The following is a 22,757-nucleotide window of genomic DNA, read 5'->3' on the forward strand; positions in this document are numbered from 1 at the left end:
ACCTAGGCCTATCCTCCCGCAGGAGTCTTCGTATATTTCCGGAGCTAGTATTATGAATTAACCCTCTATTGTATATCCAACCTCTCAACAAACCGTTTTAGATATTGGATTGCAGCTGCGTGTAATCCTTCGTGATAGATTGTTCTTGTTAATACTTGTTCAATGGTGTGCATACCCATCTCGGTCGGTGGGAACTCTTCTTCTAGCCGATCACCGTATTTTTCTTTTATGTTTCGTATTTGGGTCTGCAGTAATTGTTTTAACTCTTCTAGTTCAGGTGTATCGTCCGTAAAGTTAATTGGACTAGTACCAAATCCAAACCATTGGGTAAAAGTTTTGGTAACATTTGATTTCTCTCTCGTTACAGCTTCGATCCATAGATATTGATCTAAATACATATGTCCAAGATTCCATCTAATATTATTGTTGAATCCTTCTGGTACGATTTCTGCTTCCTCTTTTGATATATGTTCTATGAGTTGCAGTGTTTCGTTTCGATAGGTTTCCAACTGAGTAAATAATACTTCGTGACGTCGATTCAAATTTCTCACCTACTTTACTTTAATCTCTCTTTTTAATTTCGACATTGTCTGAATATATCCTCTTTAAATTAAAATATTGACACAAATCATATCCTATTGTATGATAATTTTTGTGACTTAAAGGAAATACCTACGTAATTTCCTATTATATGGCGGCGTAGCTCAGCTGGCGAGAGCGTACGGTTCATACCCGTGAGGTCGTGGGTTCGATCCCCTCCGCCGCTATCATATAGAAACCCTGTTATCTAACTTAGATAGCAGGGTTTTTTGTGTCTAATACAGGGACCGCGGCCCGTATACACTACGCTTTTAATTCCAGCACAGGGACGAGCATCTGGTGAGCTTTATTCAAACAACCTTGTTCCAACCTTGTGTAACTATTTACTAAACAAAATAACAAGTCTTATGGTTTACTATTGGACAGCTTTCATGTCGGTAGAGCTGGTCTCTCAGACATTACATTCCACTTCTCTCACCTTTTTGTCCGAGAGAACCTTGCTCTCGGACATTACATTCCATTTCTCTCACCTTTTTGTCTGAGAGAACCTCGCTCTCGGACATTACATCCCACTTCTCTCACCTTTTTGTCCGAGAGAGCCTCGCTCTCGGACATTACATTCCATTTCTCTCACCTTTTTGTCCGAGAGAGCCTCGCTCTCGGACATTACATTCCATTTCTCTCACCTTTTTGTCCGAGAGAGCCTCGCTCTCGGACATTCCGCTCCATTTCTCTCACCTTTTTGTCCGAGAGATCATCCAGATGCGCAATTTTCTAAGCAATAAAAAAACAGCTATTCCAATAGGATAGCTGTTTTATATATCTATGATAAAAATTTTAGAGCATTATCCGGGTAGACAGCATCTACTATCCTCTTTTAGCACCTCGACCCCCACGTCTGGATTCGGTGTGTTTTTTCAATGAGGCTAAGCGATCTTCGGAATCTTTAAGAAAACGGCTCATTTTTTGATCAAATGTTTCTGTGCGTTCTCTTGGATTCTGACGGACTGGCTTTCTTTCTTTTGCTTTTTTAATGGATAAACCAATTTTGCCATCCTTTTCAACATTAATTACTTTAACCTCTACTTGGTCACCCACAGTAAGGTGTTCATTAATGTCTTTGACATAATTGTCGGCAACCTCACTAATATGAACTAGCCCTGTTGTGCCTTCGCCAAGCTCAACAAAAGCTCCGAAATTAGTAATACCAGTTACCTTACCTTGCAGCTTGCTGCCTACTTCAATTGACATAAAAAAAATGCTCCTCCTTAAGAAATTAAAATACTTTACTTATATATTATAGCGAAGCCTTTAAAAGTGTGTCAATATGACGAGCCATCATCTGGTGTTTTAAAGATAAGTTCGCCTTCTTTTGACAGGAAATATTTTGTACGAGCAATCTCTAGTATATACTCTTCATCATTTAATAATTCTATTTCCTCTTTATACTTTTCCTCTTCTTTTTCAAGGTTTGCTAGCTCTTCTTGCAGAAGTTTGTATTCTTCAGCCTTCTCAGCATGTAGTGCCCGTTGCCCGAAGTGATAAACCGCCATGCTACCAGCAGCGATTGTTACAATAATAGCACAAAGTAATAGACGACGGATGAGTCTCTGCTTTTTCCGCTTCTGTCTTTCCATATAAGCATCATATTTGTCTACATATTGCGAATTTAGTTTCGTTACTGTTTTTTTCTGCTGCATAGCGTCACCTCCTCTTGGATGAGATAAACTCGAAGCCTTTTCTACATATATTCTGTATTTTACTATAAAATCCTGCTAAATGGTGTAAAAATAATTGAAACTTTTTTGGAAGTAGGCGATATATCGTAACTAAGATCCATTTTAATGGAAAATAGATGCATTTTAAAACAAACCCAAGTACTACCATAATCATATTAAAAAGGAAGACAACACAGGCTATTAGTAGTTGAAAAATATAAACAATTGGTGTGACAATGAACGTTTTCACTAGTTTTTTTACTATTTGATAGACTCTAGAAGCAATTAAAATCATGCGTTCTAAAAGCCGTTTATAAAGGGTCGCTACAAAAACTTGATAGGTAGCAAACCCTAATAAACAGGCCGCGAAAACATAGAATCTTAACTCACCCGAATTCACTTGAAATAAGACAAAATATAAGATAAACATTTGGGTGAGCCAGAAGCTTACCTCCATCACGTACACTAAAAACACATTGTGTTTCCAGTGGCGGTGAAAGCGGCGAAACGTATCTAGAGCCATCCCTAGATATAGGCCTCCAGTAATCATGGAAACCATCGTTAAGAATTGGACACTAAGTGTCATCGGAATAACTTGCTAAAGAATCCTTTAGCCTTCTCCTGGTGTTGTTCATCAACATAGGAAACCTCATAGATCTTTCCTTTTATGGACACAACCCCTTCGCCGACGTCTAAATTTTTCAGCTGAAGATTTTGGCCACGAATAATGAGGTAGCCCATCACCGTCTCTAGCAAAAACTCTTCATTATCAAAACTATCGACTTCTTTCACACCTGTAATTTCTAGTAGTCTACGATTATTTAGTTTTAATTGGTGCTCTTTTTCAACCACTCTTGTACTATTTTCTTTTTCATAATAGTTCATATCCGCATCCTCCTTATCCATAATAATTTATGAAAGGAGGGACAAGTATAGAACTACTCTACTTCAATTTTCTCTTCTTTTACAATTTTATATAGCATGCTAGCTTCATCTTTTCGGACGGTTTCTTTCAACGATGTAACTTCCACTGTAACTAGCTTCTGACCGAACTTCACCTGAAGCGTATCCCCAACGGCAACCGTTGAAGAAGCCTTGGCCTGATTACCGTTAATGGTAATTCTCCCCTGATCCGCAACCTCTTTTGCTAATGTACGTCTTTTAATTAATCGAGATACTTTCAAAAATTTATCTAAACGCATATTCTCACTCTCTTTCCTTTGCTTGATTCCAATAAGCATCCATTTCTTCTAAATTGGACTGGTTGATATCTTTGCCCTTTTCCTGCAATTGTTCTTCGATAAACGTAAATCGATTGATGAATTTTTGATTGGTTAGGCCTAGTGCACTATCTGGATTAACTTTATAATATCTCGATAGATTTGCTAGGACAAATAAAACATCGCCAAATTCCTTTTCGATTTCATCTTCGTTACCAGCTTCAATCGCTTGTCGGACTTCTTTTATTTCTTCATCTAACTTAGCCCATATGTCTTCTACACGATCCCAATCAAAGCCTACTTTTGCTGCCTTTTTTTGTAATTTATATGCTTTTAGTAAGGAAGGTAGTCCTTTTGGTATTCCGTCTAAAATGGATTTTCTAGATTCACCTTTTTCTTCGCGTTTCAATGCCTCCCAATTGGTCATGACATCATCAACCGAGTCGACCGAAACGTTTGAAAAAACATGTGGATGTCGATGTATCATTTTATCCGTAATCGACCGGATGACATCATCAATTGTGAAGTATCCATCATCCTCACCAATTTGACTGTGAAGCATGATTTGAAGGAGTACATCCCCCAATTCTTCTACAATACCTTCATCATCTTGGTTATTAATCGCTTCCAGTAGTTCATACACTTCTTCTATCGCATATTCTTTTAATGATTCATGTGTTTGTTCCTGATCCCACGGACAGCCATTTGGACCTCTTAAAGTCGCAATTACTTCTCTTAATCGGTTAAACGTATGATGAAGAAATTGGTCTGGGACAGGTGGAATATAGACACTAGTCAAATTACTAACTTCCATGGAATGATCCAGTTCTTCCAGTGGAAGGGTAATGATTTTTTCCTGATTACTACCTGCTGCATCAATAATCGTGACTGGATAGTCTGCTGGTAGATCCTCTAGTAAAGCTAATTTCACTTCTGAAGCCGTAAAGCGGTCATACACCTGACAAAAGATGAGGTGATTCTGGTAATTAAGTTGATTTCGCTTAAATCCAGTTGCATCGATAAATTGAAAACCATCGATTGGGTCAATTTGTAAGGATGCGAATAAAGCATCTAAGTAGCTTTGTCCCCCAACAATCTCTACATCAACTTCTTCTTGCTCTAATAGTAACTGAACGGATTTCTCCGCTAACATGGGATGTCCTGGAACAGCATAAATGATTGTGGAATCTGCTGCTTTCTCTAATAAGAATTGGACGATATCTTGATAAACCGCTTCAAATTCTTTATTTTGCTCATATAAGTGATCAAATGAGGAGAATTCCACTCCTTCTTTTTGTAGTGCTTCAATCACTGGGTGGTCTAATGTACGTACATAAATGATCCCACTCGTGTTGGTTAACTTACGGTAAATACCCAAGGGCAGTTGCTCCAAATCACCTGCTCCTAAGCCGATTACCTCTATTCGATGCTTCATTACGCGACCTCCTACTTTCTGCCTGAGAATCTTTTTCCAAAAGGAATTAATTTCAATTCATTATGTGTAAATGCCTGTAATCGTATTAACAAGTATAAATAAATTCCTGCGCCAACTGTGGAAAGGAATAAAACCGTGAACAATAACGCTAGTCTAGAGAGTGATTCAGTAGGGAGAATAACATCAACAACCATTAGAAACCCTATCATTCCAAGGGTGGCTAGGGAAAATGCCCCCCAATGAATATGTAACTTCTTATCTGTATGTTTTTTTAATTTGACTACGGTTATGACAGTAAGACAAAACAAACTTAATACCGTTCCAATCGCACTACCAATAATCCCAAAGCTCGGCACTAATAGTATGTTCAATAACCACTTCAGTGCGAATGCTCCTAAAATAAAGATGGCTGTCCACTTAATATGTCCAAGTCCTTGTAAAATGGAAGTCGCTGTTATGACCATCGCACTTAATAATACAGCAATCATTAAAATCCTTAAGGCAACCTCACCTTGATTATCTTGATATAACAACCGGTTTACTTCTGGGAATAGCACAATTAATCCTATACATGCGCCCCATGCTAAATAAAAGCTTAGCTTCAGTGCGCTATTTAGATGCTCACTAATCTCCGACGAATAGGTACCGACAGACACCTTTGCTATATTTGGTAGTAGCGCTAATCCAAATGAAGAGCCCAGCACTGCTCCAACTTGAATAAGTGGCTGTCCACGGTCAAATATTCCTTTCGCCTCCATCGCTTCATACGGTGATAATCCAAAATCCATCAACCCTGGAACGACCGTGAATGCATCGGCAAATTGAATTATAAGTAATATCATATGATTCAGTGAAGCAACCAACCCAAAAACTAGGATAATCTTTGCATAATATAGCCAAGGAATCGGCTGTTGAATTTTTATCGTTGGTTTATTCTTCACGAAATAAGCAACAAGTATAATAAAGGCAACAAATGAACCCGTAATTGCTGCTATACCTGCAAAATTCCCTATCCAGTACACATCGAAACCATAAGTAGCAACACCATATGCAATAGCAATAATGACGACAACCCGTAATAGCTGCTCACCAATTTGAGAAAAGGCAGTTGGCTTCATATCTGTTTTCCCTTGAAACATTCCACGTAAAAGAGCGGTAAAAGGGATAACTAGTAATAATCCAGCAGCTATCTGATACGCTTGGGTAAGATGCTCATCGCCGACAAACCGCGCGATGTCATCGGCAAATACATATAACATGATCGCAAAAGCAAAACAAATGATAAATAAAATACTAAAAATCGGTGCCAGAAAATATTTGATAGAAATGTTTTCTTTCTCGGCTGTTAATTTAGAGATAGCAGCTGGAAAACCATATAACGCTAGAACAAGTACAATTCCAAGAATCGGGTAAATCTGTTGATAAACATAAAAACCAATATCACCAGTAAGGTTCTGTAATGGAATGCGATATCCCGCACTGAGCATCTTACTAATAATTCCTGCTAATGTAAGGACTAAAGCTCCCTTAACTAATTTGTTTGACTCCATATGTAACGCCCTTTGCAAGGAAAAATCCTCATTAAAATTCCACTACATTATACCATACTAGAAAGCGTAAAGCGCCTGGAGCTAGACTCCATAAAAAAAGGGCAAAAATTAGTGTAAGAGAACTAATTTTCACCCTAACGTTTATTCCATTTGCTTTGCTAAAAAGCTTGCTGCTGTTTCTAACGACTTTTGCTCCACTTCACTAAGCTTATCTCCTTCTCTTGCATACATGACGACACATCCAATAGGATCTCCATTAGCGATAATCGTACTGATACAGTAAGAGTTCACTTCTTCCTCTTTACCTGGCAGTATTTCTAATGTGGTGACGTCTGTTTCCAAGGTTTGGAGTCTACTCTCAATTGCCTTTTCTATTTTGGAACCAATGCTTTTATTTAAATAATCTTTTTTGGATTCACCAGCTACTGCAATAATCTCATCACGGTCACATATGAGAACTGGGTGATGAAGGGAATCGAACAGAGCTTGCGCGTATTCCGTTGCGAAGTTACCTAATTCATTAATTGGCGAGTATTTCTTTAAGATAACTTCTCCCTCGCGGTCGATAAATATCTCGAGTGGGTCTCCTTCACGGATTCGTAGCGTTCTTCTGATTTCTTTCGGGATGACTACTCTACCTAAATCATCAATCCGTCGTACAATTCCTGTTGCTTTCATGTATGAAGCCTCGCTTTCTTATGATGATTTTTGGGTGCCAAAATTTAGAAGCTAAGCCTTATTATGTGATTCATTTTTGGTTAGGATGCATAAGAACCGTAACCTAAGTACTTACACAACTTTATTTTCTTTATTTTTTTGTGTAAACTCCAGTTGTGTTTTAGTAGTATAAATCATCTTGGAAGAACTATACATGAAATACCATTTATTGTACTTACCGATTAATTTTATCCATTTTTCCAATAAAATCTTTTATCGTGTCATACCGTGTGAATTTCGTATCTCTAGAGAACCGGTAGACGACTTTTAGTTTCGTTTGCTCTGTTCCTAGCATAATATCTCTACCATATTCATTTGCTAATTCAAATATTTTCGCACCATCAATGATCTGACTTCTCTCCTCAGCTACGAGCAATTCAATCTTATTATTTTTTTCTGTAATGGATTCCACTCGTTCCCGTTTAGCAAGCCACCTTAGTTCTGAAACGATAAAGAGATTTTCAACCTCTGTAGGGAAATCACCAAAACGATCGAGTAGTTCATCTTGTAAATCTTGAATATCCTCTTTAGAAGTGATCGTTTGGAACTGTTTATACATATCGATTTTTTGTCGTTCATCTTCTATATACGAATCAGGAATATAGGCGTCAATGGAAAGATTAAGCTCTGGGTCAAATGGTTTAATCTCCTCAATTTCCTTACCTTGCTTCCTTGCTTCAATTGCTTCACTTAACATTTGGTTATACATATCAAATCCAACAGAATCAATAAATCCATGCTGTTGTGCTCCAAGCAGGTTACCAGCACCACGTATCGATAAGTCACGCATGGCAATTTTAAATCCAGACCCTAATTCCGTAAATTCTTTTATCGCCTGTAATCGTTTTTCAGCAACTTCATTTAACACTTTGTCTTTCTTGTACGTGAAGTAAGCGTAAGCAACCCGATTCGAGCGTCCAACTCTTCCTCGCAACTGATAGAGCTGACTTAGTCCCATACGGTCTGCATCATAGACAATTAACGTATTTACATTCGGAATATCCACGCCTGTCTCGATAATGGTCGTACTGACGAGGACATCGAATTCTCCTTCTAAAAATCCAAACATGACATTCTCTAGCTCTGATTCATTCATCTGACCATGTGCAAATGCGACACGAGCTTCTGGTACAAGCATACCAATATCCCGCGCCATTTTATCAATGTTCTCCACCCGGTTAAATAAGAAAAATACTTGCCCATCTCGAGCCATCTCCCGCTCAATGGCCTCACGAATTAATACTGGATTATATTCCAATACATACGTTTGTATCGGGAAACGATTCTCTGGTGGCGTTTCAATAACGGATAGATCACGGACTCCTAGCATCGACATATGAAGGGTACGTGGTATCGGTGTAGCAGTTAATGTTAATACATCAACATTAGACTTCATTTGCTTAATTTTTTCCTTATGTTTCACACCAAAACGCTGTTCCTCATCGACAATTAACAGGCCGAGATCAAGATATTCAACATCCTTAGATAGCACACGATGCGTACCAATAACGACATCGACTAATCCACGCTTTAATCCATCAATGGTTTCTTTTTGCTGCTTCGCTGTACGGAACCTACTCAACAACCCAATATTAATCGGATAATCTTGGAATCGTTCACGTACGGTTTCATAGTGTTGCTGCGCTAAGATCGTCGTCGGGACCAGAATGGCTACTTGCTTACCATCTGCTACTGCTTTAAATGCAGCACGAATAGCAACCTCTGTCTTGCCATATCCAACATCTCCACAAAGCAAGCGGTCCATTGGCCGTTCTTTTTCCATATCTTGTTTAATTTCTTCAATACAGCGCAGTTGGTCTTCTGTTTCCTGATAAGGGAACGATGCCTCAAATTCTTGCTGCATATCACTTTCTGGCGAGAAGGCGAATCCTTTACGAGACTCTCTTTCTGCATAAAGCTTGATTAAGTCATCGGCAATATCCTCAACAGAACTCTGGACTTTACGTTTGACCTTTGTCCAATCACTACCACCTAATTTATATAACTTTGGTTCCTTTCCTTCTGAACCAACATATTTTTTCACTAAATCAATTTGCTCAATCGGTACAAATAATTTGTCATCGCCTGAGTATTTAATAAGCATATAGTCTTTATGCTTCCCTTGTACCTCTAGGGTTTCGATGCCTAAATACCGACCGACCCCGTGATTCGTATGAACAACATAGTCGCCAACTTTTAATTCCTGGTAGTTTTGAATTCGTTCCGCATTCGATATATTTTGTTTCTTTCTTGTACGTTTCGTTCGTTTTTTAAATAATTCATTCTCTGTTATGATCGCGAGCTTATGCATTGGTAGTTCAATACCACTAGAAATATTACCAACAACAATAGTCGGTATTTCTACTGGAAACTGTATGTTATCCGCAAGAGCTGCTTCAATTTCATAATCTTCCAAAATAGAATGAACTTTTTCTGCCCTGTTTTTATTTGGGACAACAATGACGACAGAAAAGTCCCCCTTCTGCCACCGCTTTAACTCATTTTTAAACAGGTGCATTTGCCCATGGAAATCTTGCATCGCTCTTGATGAAAGATTGACGATGTTTTGTGGGCTTGTATTCGGAATATGACGTAAGAATACAGACATATAGATTCGGGTTGTATTCATTTGCCCCCAAACAGAATGCCAATCAAAAGAGAAACGGCTATCGATCACCATTTTGTTTCCTTCCAATAGGCTACTATACCATTCCGCTTCCTCTTGATCTAAATTGGTTGCCGTCTCCTGAATTCTACTCATTTCATCTAGTATCATTAAGCCATTAGCTGGTAAATAATCTAATAGACTAGCAGGATTATCATAATAAAACCCAATGTATTTATGCATTTCTGGATAATGCTCCAGGTTATTAAGGCGTTCGATATCGCCTTCAATGACTTCTACTAATGATTCCTTCGCTTCGTTTGATTTCAATTTTTTCAAAGATGCCGCTAATTTCTCCTCTAATCGATTGGCACCTCTTAAAATATCTTCATTTGTCAGTAATAATTCCGTTGCTGGTCCAACTGTTACTTCTTTTAATCGGTCTAAGGAACGTTGAGAATCCGCATCAAAATACCGGATGGAGTCAACCTCTTCGTCAAATAATTCAATACGAATTGGATGCGCTTCCGTGACCGGATAAATATCAATAATTCCTCCACGTCTACTGAATTCACCTGGGGCTGTTACCATCGAAGCATGTTCATATCCTGCATCTACTAATGCACTGAGATAGGAATCAATTTCTATTTCTTCCCCTTCTCTAAATACGAGTTGATACTTACTCCAATAATCTACTGGGGGTAATATGCGTTTTAATGCCGCGACAGGTGCAATTAGAATACCCGACTTTTGATTGGACCATTTCGTTAGCGCATCGATTCTTCCACTTCGTAGCTCCGGACTGGACACCGCTATTTCCGAGGCAATTAATTCATTCACTGGATATAGATGAACAAATTCCTCATCTAAGAAAGCAGTTAAATCATCATATAACTGCTGCGCTTGTACTAATTGATATGTAACTAATAGAATTGGGCGATCCGTAGCCTGCTCAATAGCAGAAACTAGCATACTTCTAGCAGATCCTGATAATCCAGCAACGAGCTGTTCTTTCAAGCCACCGTCAATTCCATCTATAATCGTTTGAACGTCTTTCTGTGATCCTAAATATTGATTAAACGCTTCCACAACAAAACCCCCATTATGACTTCCCCTTCAAGCAATATATAATACTAAATTGATTTTTTAATCTCTCGCTAACTTCGTAAACTTGATGTGACACCTAGTCCGCAGCCAGTATACACTTCGCTTTCCGCGGGCGGCTGGTAAGCCTCCTCGTGCTGGCGCACTGCGGGGTCTCACCTATGCCTTTTCTCCCGCAGGAGTCTACGTGTATACTGGCTGCTCTGCGGGTGTACCCAATGCGAATTTCTTTTAAAAAACAATAATCTTTTAAAATACATTCAAAATCTATTAGAAAAACTCATACATTCCCATATTTTTACGAAGTATGTTAGTTTTCATAATCAGTGAAGAAGAATTTAATCTTCCTGTCTAGAAAAAGTGAAAAAACGCCTTGGTTTAGAACCAAAGCTTTTTATCTATTGTATGAAATAATCTAATTCATGATATTCGGGATGGGTTCCTAGTGTCTCCTCGCAATTCTCGCATATTGCTTGGATTTCGACATCACCATTTGATTTATATTGTATCATTTCCCGTTTTTCCTCATCTGTTAGCTTATTCCAACCTAGTAACGTGGTATCGACAACAATATCTTTTATTTCGCCGATTTCCTTCCCACAATGTCTACATGAATAGACGATGGACATAGAAAAACCTCCTCGGATAAACTCGGTTTATTAGTTAATAGGTTTATCCGAAAAGTTATATTTTATACGATGTAGTCCAATTTGTTTATCTTCTGCTTTATGCATTAAATTCATTCATGACTTCTACAAACGGCTTTTCTAACCATCGTTCGCAGGCATCGGCAGCTTTCTCGATGCTTTCTTGAACTAAGTCCTGCTCTTCTTTTGGAAAAGCTCCTAATACATAATCTACTACTGGAATAGGGTTCGTTGGACGTCCTACACCAAGGCGTACTCGTTTAAAGTCTTTTGTACCTAGGTGGTCAATGATGGAGCGAATGCCGTTATGGCCGCCATGGCCACCTTTTTGGCGTAGTCTTATTTTACCTGTTGGTAGGTCTAAGTCATCGTAAATCACGGCCACGTCTTCTATATCAACATCGTAATAGTCCATTAATGGTCTAAGAGATTCTCCTGATAGGTTCATATAGGTTTGTGGTTCAAGAAGTATGACTTTTTCGTTGTTAATGGTGCCGAGGGCATAGTTGCCTTTGAATTTGTCTTTATTTAGATCTAAGTTGTGTCGTTTGCTTAGTTCGTCTATTACCATAAAACCGATGTTATGGCGGGTGTGTTGATATTTCTTCCCCGGGTTTCCTAGTCCTACAATACATTTCATTTTCTTTCTTCCTTTGTTTTTATGTAGTTAGCTATATACGTGACCCGCGGTACGAATACACTCCGCTTTCCGCGGGCGGCTGGTGAGCCTCCTCAGAGCTAACGCTCTTGCGGGGTCTCACCGATGCCTTTCCTCCCGCAGGAGTCTCCGTGTATTCGTACCGCTCAGAGCATCTACTCCAAAATCACATTTAATACAATAAAGTCAATAAACAAATACAACAATCCCTCCATTATAAATAGATTTATATGGAGGGTTGTGGTTTTTATTCTTGAAATTTGGGTTGTTGGTTAATCTTCGTTTCTGTCTGTTTGGGCTTCTCCTGTGAATTCTGGCTCTTCACCGGTTTCTTGTTGACCTTCCATGTCTGCATTTGTGTTTGGTGCTAGGACGCTAGCCACAACTGTTTCTGGATCATCAACCACTTCATAGGAGCCTGTACTACCAATCTCAGCTACTGTTATAATATCCCCGATACTCTTATTCGAGATGTCGACTGTTATTTCATTCGGGAAATTATTCGGGGTAGCTCGTACGTTCACCTCATATAGAGGTTGTTGAACAACACCATTTTCAGGTTCTCCAACTAAACGTACAGGTACTGTCGTTTCCATTTCTTGTGTCATATTCACCATATAAAAGTCTGCATGTAATATGTGATCTTTTATATTATCTGTTTGGTAATCATGCAACATGACATTGACTGGAGATTCCCCTTGAACTTGTAGAGAGATAATGGCATTTTTACCTTCATCTCTTACTGTTTTAAGTAGTTCAATACTATCTACTGAAATCGATTTAGACTCTTTTTCACTACCGTAGACAACTGCTGGGATTTTCCCACTATTTCTAAGTAGTTTTGTTGCCGACTTTGCATGATCTTCTCGTTTCATTGCAGTTAATGTTACTGGCATACGTATCATCCTTCCAATTGTAAACTCTAGTATCATCCAAGTTTTAAGACAACTTTCTCGTATATAGCTTGTCTATCTAAATCTGCTTACATAATATAGTATGTTCCCCTTAATTCAGCTCGATTAAACATTAATCAAATAAAATACTAACAGACTGTTCTTCGTGTACACGGATAATCGCTTCCCCAATAAGTGGAGCAACGGAGAGCTGTGTAATCTTGTCAATCATCTTGTCCTCAGGTAGTGGAATTGAATTCGTAATGACTAACTCTTTAATTTTTGAGTTTTGAATTCGTTCAATTGCAGGACCTGATAATACAGGATGTGTACAGCATGCATACACTTCTTTTGCACCATTTTCAATTAGTGCATTGGCAGCTAATGTGATGGTACCAGCTGTATCGATAATATCATCGATTAAGATTGCTGTTTTTCCTTCGATATTACCAACAATATTCATAACCTCTGCAACATTTGGACGAGGTCTTCTCTTATCAATAATACCAATTGGTGCTTTTAGACGGTCTGCCATTTTTCTAGCTCTCGTTACACCACCATGGTCAGGAGAGACGATGATAATATCATCAATATTCTTTGCTTCGAAGTAATCAGATAGTAATGGTACACCTTGTAAATGGTCAATAGGGCCGTCAAAGAACCCTTGAATTTGTGGAGCATGTAAATCAAGTGTAATCACTCGATCTGCCCCTGCTGCTTCAATTAAGTCAGCAACAAGTTTTGCGGTAATTGGTTCTCTAGCACGTGCTTTACGATCTTGTCTAGCATAACCATAGTACGGCATAACAACATTGATTGTTTTAGCAGAAGCTCGCTTTAATGCATCAAGCATAATTAATAGTTCCATTAGATGTTGGTTCACCGGTGAACTTGTCGATTGTACAACATAGACATCAGAGCCACGAACACTTTCCTCAATGTTGATTTGTATCTCTCCATCACTGAAAGTTGTTACCGTACACTTTCCAAGAGAAATTCCAATATGATCGACAATTTCCTGTGCTAGCTTTCGGTTCGAATTAAGTGAAAATACTTTTATGTTTGAATTCTGGTATTGAGACATGTTATGACCCCTCCGTTAATTTTTATCCTGTAATCTGTTTTTTAGTTTAGACGCATACCCTTCTTTATTCGATTGTCTTGCTCGAGCGACAGACAATGCGTCAGAAGGTACATCTTTCGTGATGGTCGAACCTGCAGCAACATAGGATCCTTTTCCGATTATTACTGGAGCAATTAAATTCGAATTACAGCCAATAAAGGCATCATCTTCAATTGTAGTTAGGTGTTTATTTTTACCATCATAGTTCACTGTAATTGTACCACAACCGATATTAACATTGCTTCCAACTTGTGCATCACCAATGTAACTTAAATGGGATACTTTACTTCCTTTGCCTAACTCGGCTTTTTTAATCTCCACAAAGTTTCCGACCTTCGCTTCGTCACCGATATTAGCATCTGGTCTAATATGAGCAAATGGGCCAATATTAACTCGTTTACCAATTTTACTATCCGTTGCTACACTTTGTTTAACGACAGAATCTTCACCGATTTCACAGTTCTGAATTTCTGTATTAGGTCCAATAATGGCATTTTCACGGATGATAGAATTGCCACCAATGGTCGTACCAGGGTAAATGACTACATCCGGTTCAATGACAACGTCTGCGTGAATATACGTGTTTTCCGGGTCCATTATCGTTACACCGTTACGCATATGTTGCTCATTAATACGTAGCTTCATGACTTTTTCTGCTTGTGATAGTGCAACACGGTCATTTACACCAAGTGTCTCATCAACGTTTAGGATTTGAAAACCACTAACTTTTTCTGACTTGTTTTTTAAGATTTCAATGACGTCAGGTAGATAATATTCTCCTTGTGAATTATTATTGGAAACACCTTTTAATGCTTCAAATAATGCTTCGTTGTCAAAGCAATACGTACCGGTATTAATTTCATCCACTAATTGTTCCTCAGGACTTGCATCCTTCTGTTCTACAATTCGTTCTACTTCATTCTTGTCATTACGGATCACGCGTCCATATCCAAATGGATTCGGTGCCTTAGCTGTAAGGATCGTAGCTTTAGCCCCTTCTTGCTCATGGTGCTCAAAGAGCTTCTCGAAAGTTTCCTGCGTAATTAATGGGGTGTCACCACAAACGACGATTGTTGTACCTTTTTTATCCTTCATTAATTCTTCTGCTTGCATAACTGCGTGTCCCGTACCGAGTTGTTCTTCTTGCAGTACAAATTTCGTATTGTCACCTAGAAGATCCTTTACTTGATCCGAACCAAAACCAACAACCGTTACAACATCCTCTAAGTCAACAGCCTTTACCTGTTCTAGCACATGCTGTACCATTGGTTTGCCCAATACAGGATGAAGTACTTTATATAGCTTCGATTTCATTCGCGTACCTTGCCCAGCAGCAAGAATAATAGCATATCGTTTTTTCATGAGGATACCCTCCACTATTTAAGATAATTTCTTTATTATCGTTACTTTATAAATATCCATTATGACTATATCCTAAAAAACGGCTGATTTCAACCAATTGGAAGCAAAAGAAAGCGTGGCAATTTAGTGACTTTGTACGATACGGAGTGGGATTTGGAGGGATGGAGGAATTTACAAATTAGTCTATGAAATTGAATTGCTGGGCAAATGATGGAAAGGCACAAAAAAAGAAGGCTAATCTTTGTTAGATTAGACCTCTAGTTGTAAAGGGTTTCATTTTTAGGATGCTCCAGCTTCCTCAAATTCTACTTCTTCACCTGCACGGCGATATTCTTCTAATACTGCATCTTGTATCTTAGCTCTTGTATTAGAGTTTATCGGATGTGCGATATCTCTGAATTCACCATCAGGAGTGCGTTTAGATGGCATTGCTACGAATAATCCATTGTTTCCGTCAATAACTCGGATATCATGAACTACAAATTCCTGATCTAACGTAATAGATGCGATTGCACGCATTCTACCTTCCGTGTTTACACGGCGTAATCTAACGTCAGTTACTTCCATGCTGATTCACCACCTTTGTACTTATGAGTTATTTAATTAAATTCTACAAATATTTCTAAAATCCTTCTTAAATTTGAAAAAAATTTAATAATTTACACAAAAAGGTAATTTTGATAGTTTTTTGATTAAAAAAATAAGACCTTTTCTAGTGAAAAGGTCTTAGCTTTCTGGCCGGATCCGTGTCCAGAATACACTTCGCTTTCCGCGGGCGGCTGGTAAGCCAGGCTACTACTTGAGTATACTTCTTCGCTGCCTTGCACCGAGGAAGCCTGCTTCGTAGCGATGCTAGTAGACGCAGGTGCATCACCGGGGTCTTACCTAGGCCTGTCCTCCCGCAGGAGTCTACGTGTATTCTGGACACTCAGAGCGTAAATTTTTTTCAATACTTTTTTATCCATTTCATACAGAAATAGTTTTATATTAAATAAAATTACCTCGTTGTACAGAAATAAAGTTTTGTTTGATGTCTACATCTGAAATTTTTACTAGTGATGTGTAGTTGTTGACTACTCGTTCTTCTTCTTCGTCGTCTGCTTCTGCTAGTACGCCGATTGCTTTTACGTTGGCGTTGAATTCTTGTAGTAGGCTAACGATGCCGTTAATGGTTCCTCCGGCTTTCATGAAGTCGTCAATGATACATACGTTGGAACCTTCCGCTAGGTTACGCTTTGGTAGTACCATGGTTTGTATTTTTTTGGACGAACCGGAAACGTAATTAATACTTACCGATGAGCCTTCTGTTACTTTTGGATCTCTCCGCACAATGATTACTGGAACATTTAAGAACGATGCCACTGCGTATGCGAGTGGAATCCCTTTTGTAGCAACAGTTACAACGACATCGATATCTAACTTCGCAAAGTTAGATGCGAAGATTCTACCAATCTCACGTACTGTATTTGGTTCACCTAAAATATCACTCATATATAAATAGCCACCAGGAAGAATACGATTTGGGTCCTTAAGACGTTCACACAGCTGATCTACAAATTCCATTCCCTTTTCCATGGATGACTCCGGAATATACATAACACCGCCAGCAGAACCTGCAATACGTTTTAAATATCCTAATCCTTCTTCTCGGAACATCTCATCAATAATATCTAAGTCCTCACTGATGGAGGCCTTTGCTGCATTATACTTGTCCGCAAATGATGGTAAGTTTTTGTGAACTCTAGGGTTTTCTAGAAAAAAGTTTGTTAATGCAACTAACCGTCCACTTCTTTTCATGCTTTCACCTCAAAAACCGAATTATTTTATCTAAACATACCACCATCATACGAGTTTATCAAGTAACTAGCCAATTAAACGGACCAAATATACTTCTTGGCAAAAGCCTTTCATCCCGTTGTATATTCGTTGTGCCTTACTTTGCTGTTCGACTAATCCATATACGGTTGGGCCGCTGCCACTCATTAACACACCACTTGCACCAGCTTGTCTCATTTTTTCTTTGATTCGCAGTACTTCTGGATGAAGTGAGGCGGTAATTGCTTCTAACGAATTACCGATATTATCACAAAGCTTGTCAAAGTCCTTTTCATACAAAGCCTCAATCACCGCGTTTGTATTAGGATGAGCAATTTCATCCATTTTTACGCGCTGAAAAATAGTCCTAGTGGACACGCCGATATCCGGCTTCGCTAGAACAACCCAAAAAGGCGGTGGCGAAGGTAATTTTTCCACGATCTCACCGAATCCTTTTGCAATTCCCGTAGAGCCGTATACACAAAATGGAATATCTGAACCTAAGGTTGACCCGAGTTCTGCAAGTTCGTCTAGAGGAATATTCATATTCCACAATTGATTTAGACCTCGTAAAACTGCTGCTGCATCCGTACTACCGCCACCTAAACCAGCAGAAACAGGAATAACCTTTTCGATTTTAATGTGTACACCTTTTGTTATATTATATTTCTGTTTAAAGGCTATCGCTGCCTTATATGCTAAATTCCTCTCATCATTGGGAACATATCTACTCCATAATGAAACCTCAACTCTGTCTTCCTCTAAGGTATTTAACTCAATTCGGTCTGCTAAATCAACCGTCGTCATTATCATTTCCACATCATGATAACCATCATGTCGTTTTCTTAAAACATCAAGAGATAGATTGATTTTCGCAGGCGCTTTCTCAAAGTGAGTCATCTCCGTCACCTACTTTTTTCATGTATGGAAATTGTAACACATATTAAAAGCAGACGCGACTTGAAATATTAGTTCTCGTACTTGTGACCGCAGTCCGTATACACTTCGCTTTCACTTCCAGTACAGGGGCGACATCTGCTCGAAAGTACCATCGCAGTGTCTACCTTGCCGCCGGGCGGCTGGTAAGCCTCCTCAGAGCTAACGCTCTTGCGGGGTCTCACCTAGGCCTATCCTCCCGCAGGACAAGGAAGACTTCGACAGCGATACATCGCACGCAGAAAAAAGCGATTTTCTTTTTCAAGGAGTCTACGTGTATACGGACTGCTAAGTGATAGAACCAATATTGTTCCCCTTTAAAAATTCACTTATAAAAACAAAAAAAGAGCAGACCGGTTATGATCTGCTCTGCATATTTTGCTCGGCTATTTCAATGGCTCGCTTTACCATGTTCCCGGCATCCCTTGCCTTTATTCCGCCCCAGCCTTCTTTTTGCACGGTGTCGTAAAAGCCTAACTCCTTTGCAATTTCTTCTTTCAGTTGGTCGGACATAATCCCACGTCTACCCAAAGAAGAACAACCCCTTTCGTGTTAACACTTGTTACGACATTCTTAGTCTTTACCTTAATCTCGGGCGTAAACGAGTTATATCTAGGGAATTAAGGAAAAATATTGCTAAAACTGGTATTCCTTTAAGACAGATTCTAATTTAAGTGCTAAACCAATATTGCCATCCACTTTTAGTTTTCCAGTCATAAATGCGGTCATACTATTTAGATTACCTGCTAAAAATTTTCTAAAAGTAGCGTTTTTCATTTTTAGTGTGCAATCTGGTTTTTCTGTTTCACTAGCCAAAATAGAGAAGGTGCCATTTTCAAAACGTAACTGATAGCTAGCCTCTTCGTCGGTAATCTGAATTTCATATGTAGCTTTCATTGTTGCATAGGGATTTGGATTCTCTGATAATTTGACTTCTATTTCTTTCCATATTTCTTCCATTGTGCCGTTTGCTAGTAAGTCCATGGTCTTCCCCCTAAAATTTAGCTTATTTCTTATCTTAAAATAGTTGTTAAGCCAAGTCCGCAGCCAGAATACACTCCGCTTTCCGCGGGCGGCTGGTGAGCCAGGCTACTACTTGAATATGCTTCTTTGTAGCCTTGCACCGAGGAAGCCTGCTTCGTAGCAATACTTGCAGACGCAGGTGCATCAACGGGGTCTCACCGATGCCTATCCTCCCGCTGGAGTCTCCGTGTATACTGGCTGCTTAATGGTCACAACGAATTTTCCACTTTTTCATAAACACAACAAAATCACCAGAAATAGCTAAAAGTTATAATTATCAAATAATTATAAACAAAAAAATAAAGATCAGTAAACCATTATGGTTACTGATCTATGAACATTGCGGTTCGTTCGTCGCTGTTGAAGTTTAGTTCTACTGTTTCTGTTAGTACGTCTGCATAGCTGTATGAAACACGTTCGAAAGCATTTTCATCTTGGTCAAGTTCAACAATAAATACAGAGGGATACGTTTCTGCTAGTACTCCGGTTCTTTCTATCGTTTTCCTTCTGCCACCGTTAGCTTTTAGAGTTAATCGCTTGCCAATCTGACACTCAAGACCTTGCTTAATTTCTATTAATGTTTTAGCCAATACACTCCACCTCACTGTAGTTAAACTATAACATATGCTTGTTTAAAAGTCAAATAAAATCTTATATTATAACAAGATACGTTTTTTGCTGTCAACAACTAAATTCTACTTATAAGGGTTATTATTACAAAATGTTGACATAATATGTATTTTTTTTTACTTTTATTAAAACAAGACCCGACCCATGAGATGGATGAGTCGAGTTCATCATCATTCATTCCACATTTGTAGACTCACTAGATTCCTCATCATCTTCGGTTAAATAAGGCAATCCAGTTCGAAGTAATCCTTTCGTTTCTACGCCACCCATTCCTTTTTCACCAGTCATCGTATTTCGCAATGCATCCCACACATTAACCTTTTCCATAAACGGCGTATAAGCGATTTTTGCGGCAATATATACTGGATCCAGCGCATGGATATTAATTCGATGTGGTGAGCTTGCAAAGTTAGCTCCCGCACGTATTAATGATTCAAAATGAGATTGGCAGGCTCCTGCAAAAATGACTAGCTGATCAAGATGAGGCACTAGTTTCCTAGCCTCTCTAACCGTTTCACCAAAATACTTCGAATGGCGGTATGCTCGTATATCGTTTTTTGTTCCTTTACTTTTTGAAAAAGCATCATGGCCGGTAATTACAATAATATCAGGTTGGATCTTTTCAATAAGCGAGCTTATATGAAAAGGCATCTCTTTCTCGTTTAAATGAACACCATGAACTTGCAAGCCTAATCGTTGATAGAGTGAGATACATTTTCGTAAGTATGTTGGATCACCATCAAGATGCAGCACCTTTGCGGGGATTTGAAAATAATCTGCATATTGATACCCATCGGTTGATTGATAATCTCGCTTCTCTTTCATTAGTTGATAATCCTGGCGAAAAAGACGATAAGAAAACTCCTCTTGCTCCTTTTCCTTTTTCCTTCGCTTTTCCAGATCCCTTTCTTCTACGGTTACTAAGTCTTTCAACGGCGCATCTGCTTCTAAACGAATATCCTCACCATGTAAAATGGCTCTATCCTGCTTAATGGATGAAATCCGAAATAATAAATCATGATGATATGAGATCCTTGTTACTAGTTCGCCAATAGCTCTACGTTCCATATACACACCTCACAGCCTTCATCAGACATGAAAGCAATCTCCTCTATAGACTATGAGTAAAACGCCTTATACGTGCTTTAAAACAACATAAAAAGGATGCCCTTTAAAAGGACATCCTGCTAGTTATGTTGTAATTCATAAAATGCATTTGCTAAAATACTAAATTCTTCCATATCTAATGATTCACCACGTCTAGTGCCATCAATACCAATCGATTCTAGTTGTTCATTGATCACATCTTTATCGTAAACACCTTTAAAGTGACTAGTTAGGTTATTGCGTAATGTTTTTCTTCTTTGTGCAAAACAAGCTTGGACGATGGTGAAAAAGTAATCCTCATCCGTAACATGAACAGGTGGCTCACTTCGGTTCACAAGCTTCAAAATACTAGAGTCTACATTTGGCTGTGGCATGAATACTGTTTTTGGAACATTCATCACAACCTTAGCCTCTGTATAATACTGCACCGCAATTGTCAACGAACCATAACTCTTCGTATTCGGCTTTGCTGCCATACGATCTGCAACTTCCTTTTGAATCATGACTGTAATGCTACCAACAGGCAACCGTTCACGTAATAGTTTCATCAAGATTGGAGTCGTAATATAGTACGGGAGATTGGCAACAATGTGTATCGGTTGATCATCTTTAAAATTTTCTTCAATAACTTGATGGACATTCGCTTTTAATATATCTTCATGGACAATACGAATATTGTCATATTCCGATAAGGTGTCCTCCAAAATCGGTAAAAGACGTCCGTCAATTTCAAAAGCTACGACCTTCTCAGAATGAATTGCAAGCTGTTCGGTTAGTGCACCAATTCCAGGGCCGATTTCAATCGTTCCTGATTCCTCATTAATCCCTGCATGACCAATGATGTTTTTGAGCACATTCGCATCAATTAGAAAATTTTGTCCCAGACTTTTTTTGAATGTAAAATGATATTTTTTTAGTATTTCTTTTGTTCGCATTGGTGTAGCGATATATTTCTTATCCATGAATGTCCTCCTGCTCAATCTTCTGCATCGTCTCTTCTAATTGTGCTTTTGAAATTTGAAACATCGTTAGTCTCTTCAAAAGTTGCTTTCCGTTCGTGTGGCCAATTTGCAGTAGCTCACCAAGACGTTCCCGCTTTTTACTAGCGCTAGATGTGCCGATTAGCTGATAATTGATTAAATCTTCTTGTGTAATATCAGTTTGCACGACATCCGCTACTTCATATACGTCTTTTAACGCCTTTCTAATCGCTTCTACCGATGCATGCTCTATTCCTAGGCTTTTGTTGTTAGAATGCTTTGCACGGGCGTTATCTCTCGTTAAAAAGGCATGTTTGCAGCCTGGTACTGCTTGGTCGATAATATGTCTAATCCGATCGCCTGGATAATCTGGGTCAGTAAATATGATGACTCCGCGTTTTTCTTTGGCGTGTTTAATTTGCTGTAGGGTTTTTTTATTTATAGCAGATCCGTTCGTTTCGATTGTGTCAGCGTCAACTGCTAATTTTATCTTTACGGTGTCGTCTTTTCCTTCTACAACGATTACTTCTTTTATTTTCAATGATTGTTCCTCGCTTTATACAAGAATATTACTTTATGATAGCCGGTGAGTTAGTGAGTGGTGGTTTATTGTTCATTTTGGAACGTTATTCTTACCGAATTGAAGTTTGGCGGTCTTCTATTATTCATTTTGGACCATTAACCTTATCAATTT

24 protein-coding genes and 1 tRNA gene are annotated in these 22,757 nt (G+C 38.7%); 1 reads left to right on the forward strand and 24 read right to left on the reverse strand.

Annotation, left to right across the window (positions count from 1 at the left end):
• Positions 1–65 precede the first annotated feature (65 nt).
• Entirely contained in the window at positions 66–542 is a 477-nt protein-coding gene (locus TE34_RS18245; RefSeq protein WP_047986250.1) for a DinB family protein, read from the reverse strand.
• Positions 543–693: 151 nt separating this feature from the next.
• Between TE34_RS18245 and TE34_RS18250 the strand changes: the two genes are divergently transcribed.
• Positions 694–767, forward strand: a tRNA-Met gene (locus TE34_RS18250).
• Between the two features lie 640 nt (positions 768–1,407).
• On the opposite strand, the gene TE34_RS18255 is transcribed toward TE34_RS18250, so the two are convergent.
• From TE34_RS18255 to rnmV, 23 genes are all read right to left on the reverse strand, one after another.
• Positions 1,408–1,791 carry a S1 domain-containing RNA-binding protein gene (locus TE34_RS18255; RefSeq protein WP_047986251.1) on the reverse strand — a complete coding sequence of 128 codons (384 nt, stop codon included), beginning with the start codon at positions 1,789–1,791 and terminating at the stop codon, positions 1,408–1,410.
• Positions 1,792–1,862: 71 nt separating this feature from the next.
• The gene (locus tag TE34_RS18260) at positions 1,863–2,240 is read right to left on the reverse strand and encodes an FtsB family cell division protein (RefSeq protein WP_047986252.1); all 378 of its coding nucleotides are present in this window, start codon (positions 2,238–2,240) and stop codon (positions 1,863–1,865) included.
• Between the two features lie 4 nt (positions 2,241–2,244).
• Positions 2,245–2,844: a spore cortex biosynthesis protein YabQ gene (gene yabQ, locus TE34_RS18265; RefSeq protein WP_047986253.1), complete on the reverse strand. Its 600-nt coding sequence runs from the start codon at positions 2,842–2,844 to the stop codon at positions 2,245–2,247.
• Entirely contained in the window at positions 2,841–3,143 is a 303-nt protein-coding gene (yabP, locus tag TE34_RS18270; RefSeq protein WP_047986254.1) for a sporulation protein YabP, read from the reverse strand. Before yabP ends, yabQ begins: the two co-directional genes overlap by 4 nt.
• 53 nt (positions 3,144–3,196) lie before the next feature.
• Positions 3,197–3,460: an RNA-binding S4 domain-containing protein gene (locus tag TE34_RS18275; RefSeq protein WP_047986255.1), complete on the reverse strand. Its 264-nt coding sequence runs from the start codon at positions 3,458–3,460 to the stop codon at positions 3,197–3,199.
• Between the two features lie 4 nt (positions 3,461–3,464).
• Positions 3,465–4,913, reverse strand: coding sequence for a bifunctional methyltransferase/pyrophosphohydrolase YabN (gene yabN, locus TE34_RS18280; protein WP_047986256.1), 1,449 nt, complete (start codon positions 4,911–4,913; stop codon positions 3,465–3,467).
• Positions 4,914–4,924: 11 nt separating this feature from the next.
• Positions 4,925–6,463 (reverse strand): putative polysaccharide biosynthesis protein, encoded by a 1,539-nt coding sequence (locus tag TE34_RS18285; protein ID WP_047986300.1) that lies wholly within the window; start codon positions 6,461–6,463, stop codon positions 4,925–4,927.
• Between the two features lie 141 nt (positions 6,464–6,604).
• Positions 6,605–7,141 (reverse strand): stage V sporulation protein T, encoded by a 537-nt coding sequence (spoVT, locus tag TE34_RS18290; protein WP_047986257.1) that lies wholly within the window; start codon positions 7,139–7,141, stop codon positions 6,605–6,607.
• 214 nt (positions 7,142–7,355) lie between these two features.
• Complete coding sequence (gene mfd / locus TE34_RS18295) at positions 7,356–10,874, reverse strand: transcription-repair coupling factor (RefSeq protein WP_047986258.1); 3,519 nt, start codon at positions 10,872–10,874, stop codon at positions 7,356–7,358.
• Between the two features lie 413 nt (positions 10,875–11,287).
• Positions 11,288–11,518, reverse strand: coding sequence for an anti-sigma-F factor Fin family protein (locus TE34_RS18300; protein WP_047986259.1), 231 nt, complete (start codon positions 11,516–11,518; stop codon positions 11,288–11,290).
• Between the two features lie 97 nt (positions 11,519–11,615).
• Positions 11,616–12,176 carry an aminoacyl-tRNA hydrolase gene (gene pth, locus TE34_RS18305; protein ID WP_047986260.1) on the reverse strand — a complete coding sequence of 187 codons (561 nt, stop codon included), beginning with the start codon at positions 12,174–12,176 and terminating at the stop codon, positions 11,616–11,618.
• A gap of 290 nt (positions 12,177–12,466) precedes the next feature.
• Positions 12,467–13,090: a 50S ribosomal protein L25/general stress protein Ctc gene (locus TE34_RS18310; RefSeq protein ID WP_047986261.1), complete on the reverse strand. Its 624-nt coding sequence runs from the start codon at positions 13,088–13,090 to the stop codon at positions 12,467–12,469.
• A gap of 130 nt (positions 13,091–13,220) precedes the next feature.
• A complete protein-coding gene (locus tag TE34_RS18315) occupies positions 13,221–14,171 on the reverse strand; it encodes a ribose-phosphate diphosphokinase (RefSeq protein WP_047986262.1) in 951 nt (316 codons plus the stop codon).
• Between the two features lie 15 nt (positions 14,172–14,186).
• Complete coding sequence (gene glmU / locus TE34_RS18320) at positions 14,187–15,572, reverse strand: bifunctional UDP-N-acetylglucosamine diphosphorylase/glucosamine-1-phosphate N-acetyltransferase GlmU (protein ID WP_047986263.1); 1,386 nt, start codon at positions 15,570–15,572, stop codon at positions 14,187–14,189.
• A 279-nt stretch (positions 15,573–15,851) separates the two neighbouring features.
• A complete protein-coding gene (gene spoVG, locus TE34_RS18325; protein ID WP_047986264.1) occupies positions 15,852–16,139 on the reverse strand; it encodes a septation regulator SpoVG in 288 nt (95 codons plus the stop codon).
• 420 nt (positions 16,140–16,559) lie between these two features.
• On the reverse strand, positions 16,560–17,369 hold the full coding sequence (gene purR, locus TE34_RS18330; protein ID WP_047986265.1) for a pur operon repressor: 810 nt from the start codon (positions 17,367–17,369) through the stop codon (positions 16,560–16,562).
• 66 nt (positions 17,370–17,435) lie between these two features.
• A complete protein-coding gene (gene ispE, locus TE34_RS18335; RefSeq protein WP_047986266.1) occupies positions 17,436–18,287 on the reverse strand; it encodes a 4-(cytidine 5'-diphospho)-2-C-methyl-D-erythritol kinase in 852 nt (283 codons plus the stop codon).
• Positions 18,288–18,680: 393 nt separating this feature from the next.
• Positions 18,681–18,854 carry a small, acid-soluble spore protein, alpha/beta type gene (locus TE34_RS18340; protein ID WP_047986267.1) on the reverse strand — a complete coding sequence of 58 codons (174 nt, stop codon included), beginning with the start codon at positions 18,852–18,854 and terminating at the stop codon, positions 18,681–18,683.
• Between the two features lie 105 nt (positions 18,855–18,959).
• Positions 18,960–19,307 (reverse strand): SCP2 sterol-binding domain-containing protein, encoded by a 348-nt coding sequence (locus TE34_RS18345; RefSeq protein WP_047986268.1) that lies wholly within the window; start codon positions 19,305–19,307, stop codon positions 18,960–18,962.
• Between the two features lie 362 nt (positions 19,308–19,669).
• Positions 19,670–19,936, reverse strand: coding sequence for a biofilm formation stimulator Veg (veg, locus tag TE34_RS18350; protein ID WP_047986269.1), 267 nt, complete (start codon positions 19,934–19,936; stop codon positions 19,670–19,672).
• A 214-nt stretch (positions 19,937–20,150) separates the two neighbouring features.
• A complete protein-coding gene (gene yabG, locus TE34_RS18355; protein ID WP_047986270.1) occupies positions 20,151–21,044 on the reverse strand; it encodes a sporulation peptidase YabG in 894 nt (297 codons plus the stop codon).
• A 119-nt stretch (positions 21,045–21,163) separates the two neighbouring features.
• Entirely contained in the window at positions 21,164–22,045 is an 882-nt protein-coding gene (gene rsmA, locus TE34_RS18360; RefSeq protein WP_047986271.1) for a 16S rRNA (adenine(1518)-N(6)/adenine(1519)-N(6))-dimethyltransferase RsmA, read from the reverse strand.
• Positions 22,038–22,604, reverse strand: coding sequence for a ribonuclease M5 (gene rnmV, locus TE34_RS18365; RefSeq protein WP_047986272.1), 567 nt, complete (start codon positions 22,602–22,604; stop codon positions 22,038–22,040). The genes rsmA and rnmV overlap by 8 nt, the downstream gene beginning before the upstream one ends.
• Positions 22,605–22,757: the final 153 nt, after the last annotated feature.

The sequence above is a fragment of the Ornithinibacillus californiensis genome (genome assembly GCF_001038485.1).
GTDB classification, from domain to species: domain Bacteria; phylum Bacillota; class Bacilli; order Bacillales; family Amphibacillaceae; genus Ornithinibacillus; species Ornithinibacillus californiensis.

Excerpts from the sequence above, each read along its gene's own strand:
- pth (WP_047986260.1), bottom strand. The coding sequence starts at position 12,176 with ATGAAATGTATTGTAGGACTAGGAAACCCGGGGAAGAAATATCAACAC.
- ispE (WP_047986266.1), bottom strand. The coding sequence starts at position 18,287 with ATGACTCACTTTGAGAAAGCGCCTGCGAAAATCAATCTATCTCTTGAT.
- TE34_RS18345 (WP_047986268.1), bottom strand. The coding sequence starts at position 19,307 with ATGGACTTACTAGCAAACGGCACAATGGAAGAAATATGGAAAGAAATA.
- TE34_RS18310 (WP_047986261.1), bottom strand. The coding sequence starts at position 13,090 with ATGCCAGTAACATTAACTGCAATGAAACGAGAAGATCATGCAAAGTCG.
- yabN (WP_047986256.1), bottom strand. The coding sequence starts at position 4,913 with ATGAAGCATCGAATAGAGGTAATCGGCTTAGGAGCAGGTGATTTGGAG.
- yabP (WP_047986254.1), bottom strand. The coding sequence starts at position 3,143 with ATGAACTATTATGAAAAAGAAAATAGTACAAGAGTGGTTGAAAAAGAG.
- TE34_RS18315 (WP_047986262.1), bottom strand. The coding sequence starts at position 14,171 with ATGTCTCAATACCAGAATTCAAACATAAAAGTATTTTCACTTAATTCG.
- spoVG (WP_047986264.1), bottom strand. The coding sequence starts at position 16,139 with ATGGAAGTAACTGACGTTAGATTACGCCGTGTAAACACGGAAGGTAGA.
- purR (WP_047986265.1), bottom strand. The coding sequence starts at position 17,369 with ATGAAAAGAAGTGGACGGTTAGTTGCATTAACAAACTTTTTTCTAGAA.
- yabQ (WP_047986253.1), bottom strand. The coding sequence starts at position 2,844 with ATGACACTTAGTGTCCAATTCTTAACGATGGTTTCCATGATTACTGGA.
- TE34_RS18260 (WP_047986252.1), bottom strand. The coding sequence starts at position 2,240 with ATGCAGCAGAAAAAAACAGTAACGAAACTAAATTCGCAATATGTAGAC.
- TE34_RS18275 (WP_047986255.1), bottom strand. The coding sequence starts at position 3,460 with ATGCGTTTAGATAAATTTTTGAAAGTATCTCGATTAATTAAAAGACGT.
- TE34_RS18300 (WP_047986259.1), bottom strand. The coding sequence starts at position 11,518 with ATGTCCATCGTCTATTCATGTAGACATTGTGGGAAGGAAATCGGCGAA.
- yabG (WP_047986270.1), bottom strand. The coding sequence starts at position 21,044 with ATGGAACGTAGAGCTATTGGCGAACTAGTAACAAGGATCTCATATCAT.
- spoVT (WP_047986257.1), bottom strand. The coding sequence starts at position 7,141 with ATGAAAGCAACAGGAATTGTACGACGGATTGATGATTTAGGTAGAGTA.
- TE34_RS18285 (WP_047986300.1), bottom strand. The coding sequence starts at position 6,463 with ATGGAGTCAAACAAATTAGTTAAGGGAGCTTTAGTCCTTACATTAGCA.
- rsmA (WP_047986271.1), bottom strand. The coding sequence starts at position 22,045 with ATGGATAAGAAATATATCGCTACACCAATGCGAACAAAAGAAATACTA.
- glmU (WP_047986263.1), bottom strand. The coding sequence starts at position 15,572 with ATGAAAAAACGATATGCTATTATTCTTGCTGCTGGGCAAGGTACGCGA.
- TE34_RS18255 (WP_047986251.1), bottom strand. The coding sequence starts at position 1,791 with ATGTCAATTGAAGTAGGCAGCAAGCTGCAAGGTAAGGTAACTGGTATT.